The 16,801-nt window shown below is 59.9% G+C and carries 14 protein-coding genes; 4 read left to right on the forward strand and 10 right to left on the reverse strand.

Going from position 1 to position 16,801, the window contains the following annotated elements; translation table 11 throughout:
- Positions 1 to 202: 202 nt before the first annotated feature.
- Positions 203 to 1,234 (forward strand): LacI family transcriptional regulator, encoded by a 1,032-nt coding sequence (locus GA0061101_RS14520; RefSeq protein ID WP_037202418.1) that lies wholly within the window; start codon positions 203 to 205, stop codon positions 1,232 to 1,234.
- A 60-nt stretch (positions 1,235 to 1,294) separates the two neighbouring features.
- Here GA0061101_RS14520 and gndA read toward each other — a convergent pair whose 3' ends face one another.
- The gene (gene gndA, locus GA0061101_RS14525) at positions 1,295 to 2,722 is read right to left on the reverse strand and encodes an NADP-dependent phosphogluconate dehydrogenase (RefSeq protein WP_037202419.1); all 1,428 of its coding nucleotides are present in this window, start codon (positions 2,720 to 2,722) and stop codon (positions 1,295 to 1,297) included.
- Positions 2,723 to 3,019: 297 nt separating this feature from the next.
- On the opposite strand from gndA, the gene GA0061101_RS14530 reads away from it, so the two are divergent.
- Complete coding sequence (locus tag GA0061101_RS14530; protein WP_092573812.1) at positions 3,020 to 3,418, forward strand: SRPBCC family protein; 399 nt, start codon at positions 3,020 to 3,022, stop codon at positions 3,416 to 3,418.
- A gap of 6 nt (positions 3,419 to 3,424) precedes the next feature.
- On the opposite strand, the gene GA0061101_RS14535 is transcribed toward GA0061101_RS14530, so the two are convergent.
- The 7 genes from GA0061101_RS14535 to GA0061101_RS14565 form a co-directional block, all read right to left on the reverse strand.
- Positions 3,425 to 4,039, reverse strand: coding sequence for an ABC-type transport auxiliary lipoprotein family protein (locus tag GA0061101_RS14535; RefSeq protein ID WP_051964402.1), 615 nt, complete (start codon positions 4,037 to 4,039; stop codon positions 3,425 to 3,427).
- A gap of 38 nt (positions 4,040 to 4,077) precedes the next feature.
- Positions 4,078 to 5,448, reverse strand: coding sequence for an MlaD family protein (locus GA0061101_RS14540; protein WP_092573813.1), 1,371 nt, complete (start codon positions 5,446 to 5,448; stop codon positions 4,078 to 4,080).
- Between the two features lie 9 nt (positions 5,449 to 5,457).
- Positions 5,458 to 6,321 (reverse strand): ABC transporter ATP-binding protein, encoded by an 864-nt coding sequence (locus GA0061101_RS14545; protein ID WP_037202422.1) that lies wholly within the window; start codon positions 6,319 to 6,321, stop codon positions 5,458 to 5,460.
- A gap of 12 nt (positions 6,322 to 6,333) precedes the next feature.
- Positions 6,334 to 7,494, reverse strand: coding sequence for an ABC transporter permease (locus GA0061101_RS14550; protein WP_037202423.1), 1,161 nt, complete (start codon positions 7,492 to 7,494; stop codon positions 6,334 to 6,336).
- Between the two features lie 153 nt (positions 7,495 to 7,647).
- On the reverse strand, positions 7,648 to 8,868 hold the full coding sequence (locus GA0061101_RS14555) for an MFS transporter (RefSeq protein WP_092573814.1): 1,221 nt from the start codon (positions 8,866 to 8,868) through the stop codon (positions 7,648 to 7,650).
- A gap of 167 nt (positions 8,869 to 9,035) precedes the next feature.
- Positions 9,036 to 9,848 carry a UDP-2,3-diacylglucosamine diphosphatase gene (locus GA0061101_RS14560; RefSeq protein ID WP_037202425.1) on the reverse strand — a complete coding sequence of 271 codons (813 nt, stop codon included), beginning with the start codon at positions 9,846 to 9,848 and terminating at the stop codon, positions 9,036 to 9,038.
- Between the two features lie 113 nt (positions 9,849 to 9,961).
- Entirely contained in the window at positions 9,962 to 10,717 is a 756-nt protein-coding gene (locus GA0061101_RS14565) for a glycerophosphodiester phosphodiesterase family protein (protein ID WP_167669548.1), read from the reverse strand.
- A gap of 221 nt (positions 10,718 to 10,938) precedes the next feature.
- On the opposite strand from GA0061101_RS14565, the gene GA0061101_RS14570 reads away from it, so the two are divergent.
- Together GA0061101_RS14570 and GA0061101_RS14575 are read left to right on the forward strand one after the other, a co-directional pair.
- A complete protein-coding gene (locus GA0061101_RS14570; RefSeq protein WP_037202428.1) occupies positions 10,939 to 13,251 on the forward strand; it encodes an NADP-dependent malic enzyme in 2,313 nt (770 codons plus the stop codon).
- Between the two features lie 149 nt (positions 13,252 to 13,400).
- Positions 13,401 to 14,138, forward strand: coding sequence for a hypothetical protein (locus GA0061101_RS14575; protein ID WP_092573817.1), 738 nt, complete (start codon positions 13,401 to 13,403; stop codon positions 14,136 to 14,138).
- Positions 14,139 to 14,198: 60 nt separating this feature from the next.
- Here GA0061101_RS14575 and GA0061101_RS14580 read toward each other — a convergent pair whose 3' ends face one another.
- Both GA0061101_RS14580 and GA0061101_RS14585 read right to left on the reverse strand, forming a co-directional pair.
- Complete coding sequence (locus GA0061101_RS14580) at positions 14,199 to 15,026, reverse strand: TolB family protein (RefSeq protein ID WP_092573818.1); 828 nt, start codon at positions 15,024 to 15,026, stop codon at positions 14,199 to 14,201.
- 28 nt (positions 15,027 to 15,054) lie between these two features.
- Entirely contained in the window at positions 15,055 to 16,734 is a 1,680-nt protein-coding gene (locus GA0061101_RS14585; RefSeq protein ID WP_037202848.1) for an NAD+ synthase, read from the reverse strand.
- Positions 16,735 to 16,801 lie beyond the last annotated feature (67 nt).

The raw sequence follows: 16,801 nt of genomic DNA on the forward strand, positions 1-16,801 counted from the left end.
TTTCGATGGGTAAGCAGCGATGCAACCTTTAGGAATTTAGACAAAAGATGCATCGAAAATAAAGCTCGACATTCGTACTGTATCGTTACAGTTTTGATCATTGGCGGAGGAACAGTCGCATTGCGTCTATGCTTGCGATACTGGCGTGAGCAATATAAGCGGATTGGTCGCGGGAGGCGGCCGGGAGGCGAGCTTGTACGAAATGGACAATAAGAAAACGTCAGGGGGCGGCACTCAGCCCGCACCGGAGCGGCCGACACTGAAGACGATCGCCTTCATGACGGGGCTTGGAATTACCACCGTTTCGCGCGCATTGAAGGATGCCCCCGATATCGGCGCCGAGACCAAGGAGCGGGTGCGCATGGTTGCCCGGCAATTGGGCTATCAGCCGAATCGCGCCGGCGTGCGCCTGAGGACCGGCAAGACCAATGTCATCGCGCTGGTGCTGAGCATCGACGAGGAGATCATGGGCTTCACCAGCCAGATGGTCTTCGGAATTTCAGAGGTTCTGGCCGGCACGCAATACCACCTGGTCATCACGCCGCACTCGCACAGCAAGGACCCCTTGGTTCCCGTGCGCTATATCCTCGACACCGGCTCTGCGGATGGCGTCATCATATCGCGTACGGAGCCGGATGATCCGCGTGTTCGGTTGATGCACGAACGCGGCCTGCCCTTCGCCACGCACGGGCGGACGGACATGGGCATCGTTCACCCCTTCCACGACTTCGACAACGAGGCCTTCGCCCACGAGGCCGTTCGTGCACTGGTCGCCAAGGGGCGGCGTCGCCTGGCGCTGCTGCAGCCCGCCAGCAAGCTGACCTACTACTCGCATATCCGCATCGGCTTCCAGATCGGCCTGCACGAATACGGCGCCGAGGAGATCCCGCTGAGGGTAACGACCGATGCGCCGCTGGCCGATATCAGGGACAGCGTAGAGGCGCTGATGCGCGCTCCTCATCCGCCTGATGGAATCGTCTGTTCCAGCGGCGGCGGCGCCATCGCCGTCAATGCCGGCATCGAGGCGGCTGGTTTCCGCCTCGGCCGTGATATCGATATGGTCGCCAAGCAATCGACCGACGTGCTGAACTGGATCCGCCCGGAAATCATCACGATTTATGAGGATGTTCGTCATGGCGGCCGAGAGCTGGCCAAATCCGTCATCGCCCGCATCGACGGGATAGAACCGGAATTGCTGCAAAGCATCAGCTCGCCTGTCTGGCCGAAGAGCTGACGGTAAAAGGCCCGCCGGATTTCGCCGGCGGGCCTTTTCAGTTTAGATTCTGCAGCTCACTCAGCCGTTTGCGCCACTGCCCCATGGGCCGTGATGGATGTCCTTGCCGTCGATACGGTCGAAGCCGTGCGCGCCGAAGAAGTCGCGCTGGGCCTGGATCAGGTTGGCGGTGCCGCGAGCCTGACGATAGGCGTCGAAATAGGTCAGGGCCGAAGCGAGCGCCGGAACCGGCAGGCCGGATGCCGTGGCGGCCGAAACGATGCGCCGCAGCGACGGGATCGATTCTTTGACCATCTCACCGAAGGCCGGTGTAACGATCAGGTTTGCCGCATCAGGCGCCTTGGTGAAGGCGCTGGTGATCTCGTCGAGGAACTGCGAACGAATGATGCAGCCGGCACGCCAGATCTTAGCGATGACAGGCATCGGCAGCGACCAGTTGAACTCCTTCGATGCTTCGGCCATGACAGCAAAGCCCTGCGCGTAAGCGCCGATCTTGGCGGCGAACAGCGCCAGTTCCAGATCCTTCAACAGGTCGGGACCGAAGGCGATCGGGAACTTGTAGTCCGGCGTGCCGAAGATCTTTTCGGCGGCCTCGCGCTGGCTCTTGAGAGCCGAAAGGCTACGGGCTGCAACGGCGGCTTCGATAGCGGTCGCCGGAATGCCCATGTTCTGCGCTTCGATCGCAGACCACTTGCCGGTGCCCTTCTGGCCGGCCTTGTCGAGGATGACGTCCGGCATGGCGCTACCGGTCGCCGGGTCCTTGGCGGCCAGAACCTTCTCGGTGATCTCGATCAGGTAGGAATTCAGCCGGCCCTTGTTCCAGTCGCCGAAGATACCGCTGATTTCGGCGGCACTCTTGCCGAGGCCATCTCGCAGGATGCCGTAGATTTCGGCGATCATCTGCATGTCGGCATATTCGATGCCGTTGTGGATGGTCTTGACGAAATGACCGGCGCCGTCATTGCCGAGCCAGGCAACGCAGGGATCGTCGTTGTATTTTGCAGCGATCGACGTCAGGACTTTTTCGACGCGCTTATAGGAATCCTCGGTGCCGCCGACCATGATGGACGGGCCATGACGCGCCCCTTCCTCGCCGCCGGACACGCCCATACCGATGAATGTCAGGCCGGTATCCTTCAGGCGATCGAAGCGGGCCATGGTGTCGCGGAAATTGGCGTTGCCGGCATCGATCATGATGTCGCCCTTGTCGAGATGTGGCTGCAGCGCCGCCATCTGCTGATCCACCGGCTCGCCGGCCTTGATCATGATGATGATCGGCCGCGGCGGGCGGATCGCCTCGACGAACTCCTCGATCGTCTTGCAAGGAATGATCTTGTCCTTAAGCGCGCCCGCATTCGCATAGAATTCGTCCGTCACTTGCGGCGTCCGGTTGAACACCGCGATCTTGTTGCCTTTTTCGGCAATGTTGAGCGCCAGATTCGATCCCATCACAGCAAGACCGATCAGCCCGATTTCTGCCTTTTCCACGACAATCCTCCAATGAGTCGTTGACCACATCCGGCGCCGCGCCGGTGGCGCAGAGGACGCGGCAACATCCGATAGGACGCAATGCCTCCGTCAATCGATGCGAGTTGCGACGGCCTGCGTTGGGCGTTGTTGTTGCATTCCGAGCGTGAAACGGCAAGCCTTCGACAGCCCCGAATCGCCCGCTTTGCAGGACTGTGCAAAAATGTTGCGGGATTCGCGGCCCATCCATTTTCCATGCGCGCGAGCCCGCAGCCGATCGCCAGTCCGCCGAGAGAAAATATAGAGGAGGAGACCATTATGTCGACCATGATCGCGAAGATCGTGCATATCTCCATCGATCGTCACTGGACGGAGGTCTACGGTTTTGCCAGCCGTCCGGAAAACATGCCGCTATGGGCTTCCGGCCTGGCATCGGGATTGAAGCAGGATGGAGAGGACTGGATCGCGCAGGGCATTCTTGGCACCGCCCGCGTACGCTTCGCCGCCCGCAACGACTTCGGCGTCCTCGACCACAGGGTGACCTTGGATTCCGGTCTTCAGGTTCACAACGCGCTGCGGATCGTGCCGAATGGCGACGGTTGCGAGGTCATGTTCACCTTGCTTCAGCTCCCCGGCATGACCGAAGAGCAGTTCGCGGCCGATGCCGCGCATGTGTTGAAAGATCTCGGGACTCTCAAAGAACTGATGGAGCGATAATGGCCCTTAAAGCGAGCGCAACGTCCAATCGACAAGCTCGCTGGTCACGCCCGCAAACGCGGCATCCAGCGCCCGCACGAAATCGGGATTGCTGCCGCCGCTGACGGGCACGACCTTCCGGAAGATATTCTGCGCCTTTACCGTACCCGTGCGGTCGTTCAGAATCTTTTCCGAGATTTCGACCGTCGCGGTTTTCTGGCCGCCTACGGTATTGATCTCGAAGGAACGAATGTCGGTGACGACCTGATAGTCGATCGCCAGGCCCTGCCCCGGCACGCCGACGCCACCGAGCTTGCCGGTATTCTCGAAAGCCTCGACCAGCTTCGACTGCACCATCCTGCTCAGCTTGTCGCTCCATTGCGACTTGCCGAGATACTGGATTTCCGAAGATGAAACGCGGATGACGATCTGGTTGCTGTCCAGCGCCTGCAGCGCGGTCGGCGGCGGGATGAGGATCTGTCGGTTCTTGACCGAAGGTCCGTTCGCCTTCACCGACGCGGAAAGATCGTAGGTGTCGTTGTTGGAGGAACTTCCGCAGCCCGCCAGCAAGGCTCCTAGCAATGGCAATGCGATCACAGCTTTCCACACCTGATGACGCTCACTCGACACGCAACCGACCATATTCCGCTTATCCCCTGGAGCCCAGATATCGCTATTCATCAGTGCCGCGCTCGGCCATCATATGTCTTGACCGTATCCCCACCGAAGATCAGTCGCTGTGGATTGCGGTCGAAATTAGTGATTGTAGTATTCAGATTGTCAACCGTGCCCCGCATGTCATTAATGAGAGTTTGGACATCGCGCAGGCCGCCACTCGAAAACTTCTGCAGATTATCGGCGATCGGGCCGATACGGGAATTGAGATTGTCAGCCATCTTCTTGAAGGATTCCAGCGTATCCTTGGCTTCGGCGAACAGCGATTGCGTGCTGTCGTTGCCGAGCAGGGAATCGACCTTCGTGAGAATGCCGTCGACCTTGCCGGACGCCGAGTTCAGCTTGGTGGAGATGTCCCGCGCATTGGCGATCGTCTGGTCGATATCCTGCTGATGCGCCGCAACGGTATTGGCCACATCGCGAATAGACGCGACAGCGGTGCGAGCCTGCTTCGTCACGTCGGCAATGTCATCCATCGATCCCTTGATCTTCGCCGGATCGATCTGCGCGACGATGGCGTCGACACGATCCAGCGTCTGCTGCGCCTTCTGGCCGAAGGTGGTGTAGGTGTCGGCCGTCTGCTTGAAGCTTGCGATGGTCGCCTTCAGATCGGTCGTGGCATCCGCCACGTTGGCGGTAATCCTGTCGGCATTGGCGATGACGTCGTTGACCTTCTGGGCATCGACTGCGCGCACCAGTTTCTCAATTGCATCCAGCGTCGAGTCGATGCGCGTCGAAACGGTCTTGAACGTATCGCCAAGCTGTCCGACGCTCGCCAAGAACTTGTCGATATTATCGGAATTGTCAGCGATCGCCTTGGAGAATTTCTGCGCGTTGCGCACCGTATCGGTCAGCGGCCCGCGCGAATCCGAGACGAAGCCCTGAATGTCGCCGATTGTATCATTGGCACGGTTGAGAATCTTGTCCGCCGTGGTCAACAGGTTCGTGACGCTGGACTGATCGGCAAGCAGCACGGCGCGTTTGCCGGTATCGATCGAACGTTTCAGGATATTCTCGTCGCCGTTGCGGCCGCCGGAAAGCTCGATATAGGCAGCACCTGTCAGGCCCTGAATTTCAAGAATAGCCTTGGTGGACGTATAGACCGGCGCATCGGCACGCACCTGCGTAAATGCCAGCGAGTAGTTCGGATCGTCGGCATCGATCGAAAGGCTCTGCACCGAACCGACCTGAATGCCGTTGAAGCGAACCGGTGAACCGACGCTCAAACCGTTCGCAGAACCGGGGATGCGCACCACGAGTTCGACCATCGGACCGCCGCGGCCATATTCCGCCATCCAGTAGACGAAGCCGAAAGCGGCCGCGATAACGAGCAGCGTGAAGAACCCGACGATCGTATAATTGGCTTTGGTTTCCATTGTCTCCAGTCACTTCTCGCGGCTGTGGGGGCCTGCGCCGTTGTCGTCGTTGTGCTCCCTGATGTCTTCCCGCGGCACGATCGACCGTGCGCGCTTGCCCCTGAAATAGGCTTGTACCCAAGGGTCATCGCAGGCGAGCATGTCCTCAACTGTGCCTTCCACCAATACCCGCTTCTGTCCAAGAACAGCAATACGGTCGCAGACGGAAAACAGGCTGTCGAGGTCGTGAGTCACCATATAAACGGTCAGGCCGAGTGTGTCGCGTAGCCTGGCGATCAGCTCGTCGAACTCCGCCGCGCCGATCGGATCGAGGCCGGACGTCGGTTCATCGAGGAAGACTAGGTCAGGATCGAGCGCCAGGGCTCTGGCAAGTGCTGCGCGCTTGATCATGCCGCCGGAAAGCTCGGACGGATATTTGTCGGCGGCGTCGGCAGCGAGACCCACCATGCGGATCTTCATCAGCGCCAGCTCGTCCATCATCTCTTGCGGCAGGTCCAGATATTCCCGCATCGGCACCTGAATATTTTCCTTCACCGTCAGCGAGGAAAACAAGGCGCCCTGCTGGAAGAGGACGCCGAGGCGCATATCGAGCTGGTTGCGCTCTGGCTCCGAGAGCGTGTCATAGTCTTCACCGAGGATCTCGATCTTGCCCGAGCGGCGCGGTAGCAACCGCAGTACCGTGCGCAGCAGCACCGACTTGCCCGCGCCGGAAGCGCCCACGAAACCGAGGATTTCGCCGCGATAGATATTGAGGTTCAGTTTATCGAGCACGACTTTCGATCCGAAAGCGACGGTGACATCCCGTGCCGACAGCACGATATCCCTGCCGTGCTCATCTCTTTCCAACGGGATTTCCGAGTGAAGTGCGCTCATCGTCGTCATCCCTCAGAAGTCGATCGCTGCGTAGAACATGGCAAAAAGCCCGTCCATCAGGATCACGACGAAGATCGACTTCACGACCGACGAAGTCACATGCTGCCCCAGCGACTCGGCACTGCCGCCGACCTTCAATCCCTCGACCGCCGCGACGATGCCGATGACCAACGCCATGAACGGAGCCTTGATCATGCCTGAAATGACCGTGGAAAGGCTGATCGCCTCATGCAGGCGGGAGATGAAGGTCGCAATGGTGATACCGGAATAGCCCCAGGCGACCATCGCCGCGCCAAACAGCGAAGCGAAATTGGCAATGATCGTCAGCAGGGGCAAAGCGACGGTCAGCGCCACCAGCCGTGGGAAAATCAGCACGCCGATGGGGTTTAGACCCATGACCTTCAGCGCGTCCACTTCCTCGCGCATCTTCATCGAGCCGATCTCGGCGGTGATCGCGCTGCCGGAACGACCGGCGATCATGATCGCCGTCAGAAGCACGCCGATTTCGCGCAATTGAAGGATGCCGACGAGATCGACGACAAAGACTTCCGCACCGAAATAGCGCAGCTGGAACGCGCCTTGCTGCGCGATGATCGCTCCAATCAGCGACGACATCAGCAGGATGATCGGAACGGCCCTCACGGCCATGTGGTCGATCTGATTGACGATCGAAGCCGGCGAGACGCCGCTGCCGCGTCCGAACTTGAGCTGCGCACCGCGTACTGCGGAGCCCAATATGTACATGGCAGCAATGAGATTGCCCCAAAGTTCGTAGACATTTCTGCCGATCGGCGCAAACAGCCGCTCAGGCAATGATATCTTCGCCTTCGGCTCGCCCTTCTCCGCGTCCGGATCCTCGTCGAAGGCGGTCAGCAGCTCGTCGATATGCGAATTGGAGCCCTCGATCGTCACGGTGGCGCCATGCGCCTCCTGGCTCACCTTCAATCGCCGGATCAGCAGCGCACCGGCCGTGTCGACATCGGAGAGATCGGAAAGATCGATCACAACCTCGCCGCCGGCGCTCCGTTTCGAGAGCTGCTCGATCTGCCGCAGCACGCCGTGCACATTGGCGCTACGCCAATTGCCTTCAAGCCGATAGCGATGCCCATTGCCATCGGGCTCTTCATCGATCCTCGGTGCATCGGATTTCTGTTCGGCTGCTTTCAAGCTCATGCGTCTTTCAAATGTGGCATCACCAACGTCGACTCACGGAGCCCGCACGACGCCGATGTTTAATACACCGACTGCACGGGAGATTGCTATGCTGCGCCGCGGCCAACATATGTCACGGCTTTTTGATATCCAAATGAATTTGTTGCATCCGCGTTATGAGACGCCGTGTGCGCCCCCGCCGATCGCCGAACTCCTGGGCTGGAGGTTGCGCGCGAAGATGACCATACCCAGGCCGAACGCAGCCACCGCTGCCATCACATAGTAGCTGGAAAGGTCTAGCCAGGCATAGAGATAACCGGACGCGAGCGTCATCAGGCCGAGGAACATGCCGTTATAGAAATAATAGGCGCCCTGGGCGGACGCTTCCTGCGTTTCCTGAACGGATCCGACGATGCGGCGCTGGATGCCGGTATGCACACAGGCATAGGTGCAGGAATGGAAGCACTGCAGCAGGAAATAGCCGGCGAAACCGAGATTGATGGGGAACAGGATCCAACGCAGGACGCACATGCTCGAGCCGAAGAAAATCAGCGTCCACGCACTGAAACGGCGACTTAGCATTCTCGAGAGGAAGAAGACCATCACCTCCGCCGCCACGCCGATGCTCCAGAGAACGGCGATCTGTGTTCCGGAAAAGCCGAGCTTGTGCCAATAGATCGACGCGAATGTGTAGAGCATCGCATGGCTCGATTGCTGCACCGAGACCCCGATCATCGTGATCAGCAATTGCGGAGAGCGCAGCGAGCTTCCAGTGGGCGACTGCAGATTGATCGGCTGGTTGCGCCGCCGCGTCGGCCCGATACGCGGCGTGATCAGCGCCGTGAGCATGGTCAGCACGAAGCCGGCGACCATGACGGGCAGTACCATGGTGCCTCCCCACATCCCAATCATCTGGCCGCCGAAAAGCGTCGAAACGATGAAGATGATCGATCCCCAGACACGCATGGAGCCATAGTCGAACCCCCAGCGGCGCACCCCCGACATAGCGATCGATTCGACCACCGGCACATAGGGCGCGTAGGTCGCGCCCTGGACGCCATAAACGAGCAGCACGGGCCAGAATTCGCTCGTCCAGTAAAGCGCGATCGCCGTCAGCAATGACAGTCCACCGGACCACAACAGCACATCGGCGCGTTCCTTCATGTGATCGGCAAACACCGCGATGACGGGCGTCACCAGAACGCGCACGACCATCGGCACGGCGATCACGAGACCGATTTCATGATCATTGAAATTCAATCCCGCCAGCCAGACGGGGAAAAACGGCAAAGCGATCCCGTTGACGAACAACGGCGCGCAGTAGGACAAGGCGGTGCGCAGACGGAAATACGAAGGCGCGCCCTCGCCCTGCAAGGATTTTTTCGCGGGAATCATGACAGACCTGAAGGGAACTGAATTTGTCCCTATCACGCTATCGAGAGTACGACTATGGCGAGAAATAGCCAAATCGTAACGTTTCGGAAAAAACCCGAATTACAGGCGCCTCATGACGATCAATAATTATGACAGCCTGTTATTGCGTCCGTGAAGCGGCGCTAAAATTAGGCTGCCTGGGCGCCGACGCCGAGTGCCTTCGGCAACTCTTCGACAGATATACCGGCCGGCTCCGTCTCGAGGATCGACCGCCAGGTAAGCAGCTCGAAAGTGCCGTCCTCATGCTCGGCGATCGCCGTGCAGCTTTCCACCCAGTCACCGGTATTGATATAGCGGATGCCGTCGAGATCCTCGATGACAGCGTGATGGATATGGCCGCAGATCACGCCATCGGCATCGTTGCGCTTGGCTTCCTCGGCGACGACACGCTGGAACTCGCCTATGAAGTTGACGGCATGCTTCACCTGCAGCTTTGCCCAGGCCGAGAACGACCAATAGGGCATGTTCAGGCGACGGCGCACGGCCGCAAGGCCGATATTGATCAGAATGGCCATGTCGTAGGCCCAATCGCCGAGATAAGCGAGCAGGCGGGCGTTACGAACGACGACATCGAATTCGTCGCCATGCAGGACGAGATACTTCTTCCCGTCGGCAGTCTCGTGCATGGCGCGTTGCGCGACCTCGATGCCGCCAAAGTGCGTGCCGGGGAAATCGCGCAGGAATTCGTCGTGATTGCCGGGGATATAAACGATCCGTGTGCCTTTGCGCGCCTTGCGCAGAACCTTCTGCACCACGTCATTGCAATCCTGCGGCCAGTACCAGTTTCGCTTGAGGCGCCACCCATCGATGATATCGCCGACGAGGAAAATGGTATCGGCATCGTGGTAGCGCAGAAAATCGAGAAGGAAGTCCGCCTTGGCGGCCTTCGAACCGAGATGTACGTCAGAGATGAACAGTGTACGGAATCGCCGGGTGTCCATGTTTTCATTCACGAACTATAAGTCCGTGCCCTATCCAAACTTGGCTATTCCAAAACCAGACTCGTGTTTCAGGAAGATGACAAACCCTGTGTCTGCTGGCCTATCGGGCTGGATCAGCCACGTTTGGCCGCGATGGCGAGATCCGGACGATCGGTTGTAAAACTGGCGACACCGAGGCGAAACATCGCTCTTGCCGCTTCGCTCGTATGCGCGGCCCAGCCGTGCACCGTCATGCCGCTCCTGCGTACGATGCCCATGACTTCGGCGTCCACGGCGTCGGCACGCACCGCTATCTCGCGCACACCGCAGCTGCGGAGCGCGGCGATGATCCCATTCCAGCCAAGCTGCGCAGTCATTTGCGGCGAACAAAGAAAAATGAAGCCGAGCAACTCGCCGACGTTCAAACCGCGGTCACCAAGTGCTTTGCCAAAGGCTTCGAGACGCGGCAGGGCGAAACTGGTGATCATCGTCCGTGATACCATGCCGGTCGCCATCAACTCATCGACGATGCGGGCCTCCATCCCCTCATAGGGCGTGCCGTCCGCTTTCGTCTTGATCTCCAGTCGGAGATCGACCGGGGACGGGCCGAAGATATCGATGGTCTCAGCAAGGGTCGGAATAGTCTCGCCGTCGCTTCCGATCACGACATGGCGCATCAGCTCTTCATGGCTGAGATCGACAATAGCCCCCTTGCCGTCGGTCATCCGGTCGATCAGGGCATCGTGATGCACAACCAGCTTGCCGTCCCGCGTCTGGTGAACGTCGAATTCAACGAGATCGACATCAAGCTTGGCCGTCTTTGAAAAGGCAAGCCTGGTGTTTTCTGGCCATAGATGCGCGCCGCCGCGATGAGAAGCGATCAATGTCATGGAGTATCCTCCGTCTGCCGTTCTCATAAGCCCACGCGATGAACCCCTTATGACCGTCCGAGCGGCGGAGCGGGGAAGCATAGCCCTCACCGGCGCCAAGACGGACACCGGCGAATCCGCGATGACAAAAAAGCGGTCGGCGACGTCAATTGCATACTGTGAACGCGAAGCGATTGATGTATTCAGGGGACTCAAAGCATAGGCAGGAATGGAGAAGTGTGGTGGATACGCACGATACATCGAAGGCAGCCAAGAACATGGCGAGTGGCGATCTCGACGAACAGGCTCTCTACTTTCATCGTTATCCCCGCCCCGGCAAGCTTGAAATCCAGGCCACCAAGCCGCTCGGCAACCAGCGCGATCTGGCGCTGGCCTATTCTCCAGGCGTGGCCGCACCCTGCCTCGCCATCCGCGACAATCCCGAGACGGCAGCGTACTACACGTCCCGCGCCAATCTCGTTGCCGTAATTTCCAATGGTTCGGCCGTCCTCGGCCTCGGCAATATCGGCCCGCTCGCGTCCAAGCCTGTCATGGAAGGCAAGGCGGTTCTGTTCAAGAAATTCGCCGGCATCGACGTGTTCGACATCGAAGTGGCAGCGCCCACCGTCGACGAGATGGTCAACACCATTTCGGCGCTGGAGCCGACCTTCGGCGGCATCAATCTGGAAGACATCAAGGCGCCTGAATGCTTCGACGTCGAACGGCGCCTGCGCGAAAAGATGGAAATCCCGGTTTTCCATGACGATCAGCACGGCACCGCCATCATCGTCGCCGCCGCCATCCTCAATGGACTGGAACTGGCCGGCAAGAAGATCGAGAACGTCAAGATCGTCGCCTCCGGCGCCGGTGCCGCGGCGCTTGCCTGCCTCAATCTGCTCGTCATACTCGGTGCCAAGCGCGAAAACATCTGGGTCCACGACATCGAGGGCCTTGTCTACAAGGACCGCAACGTGCTGATGGACGAATGGAAGTCCGTCTATGCCCAGGATAGCGACAAGCGCGAGCTCGCCGAGTCGATCCCAGGCGCCGACGTCTTCCTCGGCCTCTCGGCCGCAGGCGTGCTGAAGCCCGAGCTCCTCGAGAAAATGGCGGAAAAGCCGCTGATCATGGCGCTGGCCAACCCGACGCCGGAAATCATGCCCGACCTCGCCCGCGCCGCTCGTCCCGATGCGATGATCTGCACCGGCCGTTCGGATTTCCCGAACCAGGTGAACAATGTTCTCTGCTTCCCCTATATCTTCCGTGGCGCGCTCGACTGCGGCGCCAAGACGATCAACGAGGAAATGAAGATGGCCGCGGTGCGCGCCATAGCCTCGCTCGCCCGCGAAGAGCCGTCCGACGTTGCCGCCCGCGCCTATACCGGCGAGACCCCGGTCTTCGGCCCGAACTATCTGATCCCCTCGCCCTTCGATCCGCGCCTGATCCTGCGCATCGCTCCGGCTGTGGCGAAAGCGGCCGCCGAAAGCGGTGTGGCGCTGCGCCCCATCACCGATTTCGATGCCTACATGGACGAACTCAACCGCTTCGTCTTCCGTTCCGGCTTCATCATGAAGCCGATCTTCGCCGCTGCGAAGATTGCCGAGCGCAAGCGCGTCGTCTTCTCCGAAGGCGAAGATGAGCGCGTGCTGCGCGCCGCACAGGTTCTGCTTGAGGAAGGCACAGCCACCCCGATCCTCATCGGTCGTCCCTCCGTCATCGAGACCCGCCTGAAGCGCTACGGCCTCAAGATCCGCCCGCATACCGATTTCGCAGTCATCAATCCGGACGACGATCCGCGCTTCCGCGAGTATGTCGAGCTCTATTTTTCGCTCGTCGGCCGCAGCGGCGTCATCCCCGAGGCCGCCCGGACAATCGTGCGCACCAACACGACCGTTATCGGCGCGCTTGCCCTGAAGCGCGGCGAAGCCGATGCGCTGATCTGCGGCCTCGAAGGCCGCTACGAGCGCCACCTGCGCATCGTCCGCCAGATCATCGGCAAGCGCCCGGATGTTCGGGATTTTTCGGCGCTGAGCCTGCTCATCTCGCAGCGCGGCGCAACCTTCTACACCGATACCTACGTGTCGTTTAATCCCGGCGCCGAGGAAATCGCAGAGTCGACGGTGCTGGCGGCGGAGGAAATCAAGCGCTTCGGCATCACGCCGCGTGCCGCCCTCGTCTCGCACTCCAACTTCGGCTCGCGGGAATCGGAAAGCGCGACCAAGATGCGCAATGCCCTGGCGCTCGTTCGCGAAGCCGCGCCGGAGCTGGAAGTCGATGGCGAGATGCACGGCGACAGCGCCATTTCCGAAAGCCTGCGCCGCCACGTCATGCCGGACAGCACGCTTTCCGGCGAAGCAAACCTGCTCGTCTTCCCCAATCTCGATGCCGCCAACATCACGCTTGGCGTGGTCAAGACCATGACCGACGGGCTGCATGTCGGGCCGATCCTGCTGGGTACGGCCCTTCCGGCCCACATTCTTTCGCCTTCGGTCACTTCACGCGGTGTCGTCAACATGGCAGCCCTGGCCGTGGTCGAGGCATCGCAACTGGCCTGACGAAGCATTTTTTTGCGGCCGCCCGAGCATGGTGGCCGCAAATCACAATTCGCTAAAATCCTCTCGAAATCCGTGTGTTTTGATGGATACGTTGTTAAGCTCCAAAGTGTAGTTTCCAACGAAATCAACCCGCCTTCGAGAACAGAATCGTGAACCGCGGCACAAACCTAGTTTCCATTGCCCTGCTGTCCCTGTTGACGGCCACACCGAGCTTCGCGCAGGCCAATCTGTGCGACGAATTGCGCGGCCGCTACGCCGATACCGCTGAAGTGGTCGGCGCGAGCCAGGAGACGCGCCAGCTTTCGCGCGCCATAGTCCAGCAAAACACGATGATCCGCCGCTTGATGAGTGATCTGCGCAATCAGGGCTGCGTCGAAGACAGCAGCATTGTGATCATCGGCTCAAACAACGAAGGCGTCTGCGACGACATGCGAACGTCGCTCGATGAAATGCGGCACGATCTCGGCATGTTGGTAGATCAGCGCGATGAGAGCGTCGGCCGCATCGACGCGGCCGGCCTTAAGCGCCGGCAACTGCTGGATACCATGCAGAGGAACGGTTGCAGCGCGCCGGCCTCGGCCACGCCGGATATCGTCATCGATACCCGCACCAAGCTCGACGCCTATGCGCCGCAGCAGCAGTCCCTTGCGCAGCCGGAAAGCTCGATTACCATAATCGAAACGCCAAAACCCCAGAAGAATTCCGGTCTGCCGCAAAAGCAGGCTCCGGCGGTGACGCAGGCCGAACCGCAGCAATTCCCGCCGGACAGACCCTACGATCCGTCAGCCAACAAAGTCCGCCAGGTCGGGCCGCAATTCCTTGCGACCGACCAAGGCGGCATCGACCTCAAGCATCCGAAAGAGGCCGGGCCGCAGCCGACGCAATAGGGAAATGATGACTTCGTCGCCTGCTTCCTGCGCGAGGTTGCGGTAAGAGCGTCCAGAGCGTCAGGCCGGCTCGTAACGGACATAGGCGAACTCGTCGCCATCGGGCGACCAGTTCGGCACGTTGATGCTTCCTTGTCCGCCGAAGAGTTCGAACAGCGTCGCGAGATCGCCGCCATCCATATCCATCAACCGCATCCGCACATTCAGATCGCGCGGGTGGTCGAAGACTTCAGGATCGTAGGAGATCAGCACGACCTTATCGTTCCTGGGAGATGGGTGGGCAAACCAATTGCCATAATTATCATCGGTCAGTTGCTGCAACCCCGTGCCGTCGGGATGAATGCGCCAGATCTGCATGAGACCGGTGCGGCTGGAGTTGAAATAGATCCATTGCCCATCGGCCGAAAAATCCGGGCCATCGTTGCGGCCCTCGCCATGCGTCAGCCGCGTCTCTTCACCGCCGTCGATCGAGATCGTGTAGATATCGAAGACGTTGTCGCGGATGCCGCAATAGGAGAAGCGCTGCCCGTCGGGTGACCAGCCGTGCCAATAGGACGGCAGGTTGGTCGTGACCTGCCTGGGTGTGCCGCCTTCGGCCGGCAGCACATAGATGCAGGATTTGCCATGCTCCGTCTTGTCGGAAATCGCGATCAGCGATCCGTCGGGAGAAATCCCGTGATCGTTGTTGCACGTCTTGGCGAAGCCGGTATCGACGCGAACGATCTTGCCACCGCCACCCAACGGCAGCCGGTAAAGCAGACCGTCGCCGTTCAGCAGCAAATAGCGTCCGTCAGGCGAATAGTTCGGCGCCTCGATCAGCTGGTCCGTCTGGAAGACCACCCGGTTCGCACCCGTGCGGATATTGTAGATCTCGACCGAGCTGCGCATACTTTCTCCTTTACCGCCGGCGTTGCGATCAGCGATCGCGGAACCGGTTGGTGATCGGATAGCGGCGATCACGACCAAAATTCTTCTTGGTGATCTTCACGCCCGGAGCCGACTGGCGGCGCTTGTACTCGGCGAGATAAAGCAGATGCTCGATACGATGCACTGTCGCGACATCATGTCCGCGCGCCACGATCTCTTCGACCGACATTTCCTTTTCCACCAGGCATTCGAGGATATCGTCGAGCACCGGATAGGGCGGAAGCGAATCCTGGTCTGTCTGGTTCGGCCTCAGTTCAGCCGAAGGCGCCTTGTCGATAATGTTGTAGGGGATCACCTCGCCTGAAGGGCCGAGCGCGCCCGGCGGCACATGCAGGTTGCGCCAGCGCGACAACGCATAGACCTGCATCTTGTAGAGATCCTTGATGGGATTGAAGCCACCGTTCATGTCGCCATAGAGCGTGGCATATCCAACGGACATTTCCGACTTGTTGCCCGTCGTCACCACCATCGAGCCAAATTTGTTGGAGATCGCCATCAGGATAGTGCCGCGAGCACGGCTCTGCAGATTTTCCTCGGTGATGCCGCTTTCCGTACCTTCGAACAGATCGGACAAGGCCGTCGTGAAGCCGGTGACAGGATCCTCGATCGGCACGATATCGTAGCGGCAGCCGAGCGCCTTGGCGCAATCCGCCGCATCCTTCAAAGAATCCTCTGAGGTATAGCGATAGGGCAGCATGACGGTGCGTACGCGCTCCTCTCCGAGCGCATCCACCGCAATCGCCGCGCAGATCGCCGAGTCGATACCGCCGGACAGGCCGAGCACGACCGACTTGAAGCCGTTCTTGTTCACGTAGTCGCGGAAGCCCAGCAGGCAGGCGCGGTAATCGGCCTCCTCGCCTTCCGGAATATGCGCCATCGGTCCTTCGGCGCAATGCCAGACGTCGCCATTCTTCTTCCAGGTGGTGACTGCCAGCGCGGTCTCGAACTGGCTCATCTGGAACGCCAGGGTCTTGTCGGCATTGAAGCCGAAGCTCGCGCCATCGAAAACAAGTTCGTCCTGGCCGCCAACCTGGGCGGCGAAGATGAGCGGCAAACCTGACTCGATCACCTGCCGCAATGCGACCTGGTGACGGACATCGACCTTGCCACGATAGTAAGGCGAACCATTCGGAACCAGCAGGATTTCCGCACCGCTCTCGGCCAGCGTTTCGCAGATGCCGAGATCGTTCCAGATCTCCTCGCAAATCGGTATGCCAAGGCGGACGCCGCGAAAATTGACAGGCCCCGCGATGGTCCCTTCGTCAAAAACCCGCTTCTCGTCGAACTCGCCGTAGTTCGGCAAATCGACCTTGTCCCTGATGAAGATGACTTTACCGCCATCGAGCACGGCCACGGAATTGTAGCGGCCGGTGTCGTCCTGCCGTGGGACACCGACGACGACGCCTGGCCCGCCATCGGCGGTATCGGCGGCGAGACTTTCAACGGCTTTCCAGCAAGCGCGGATGAAGGCCGGCTTCAGCACCAGATCCTCCGGCGGATAGCCGGAAATGAACAATTCAGTCAACATCAGGAGCTGCGCGCCTTCGCGCGCCGCCTCGGCCCGCGCTTCGCGCGCCTTGGCCAGATTGCCGGAAACGTCGCCGACCGTCGGATTGAGCTGCGCGACGGCGATACGGATGGTCTGAGTGATCGGGCTTTGCTCTGTCATGCCATACATTTAGCGATGGCATTCTTCTTCCGCAACCGCCTTCGTTCACCTGCAGGTATCAAAGATC

Origin of the sequence: Martinezella lusitana, assembly GCF_900094565.1 — a bacterium.
GTDB classification, from domain to species: domain Bacteria; phylum Pseudomonadota; class Alphaproteobacteria; order Rhizobiales; family Rhizobiaceae; genus Rhizobium; species Rhizobium lusitanum.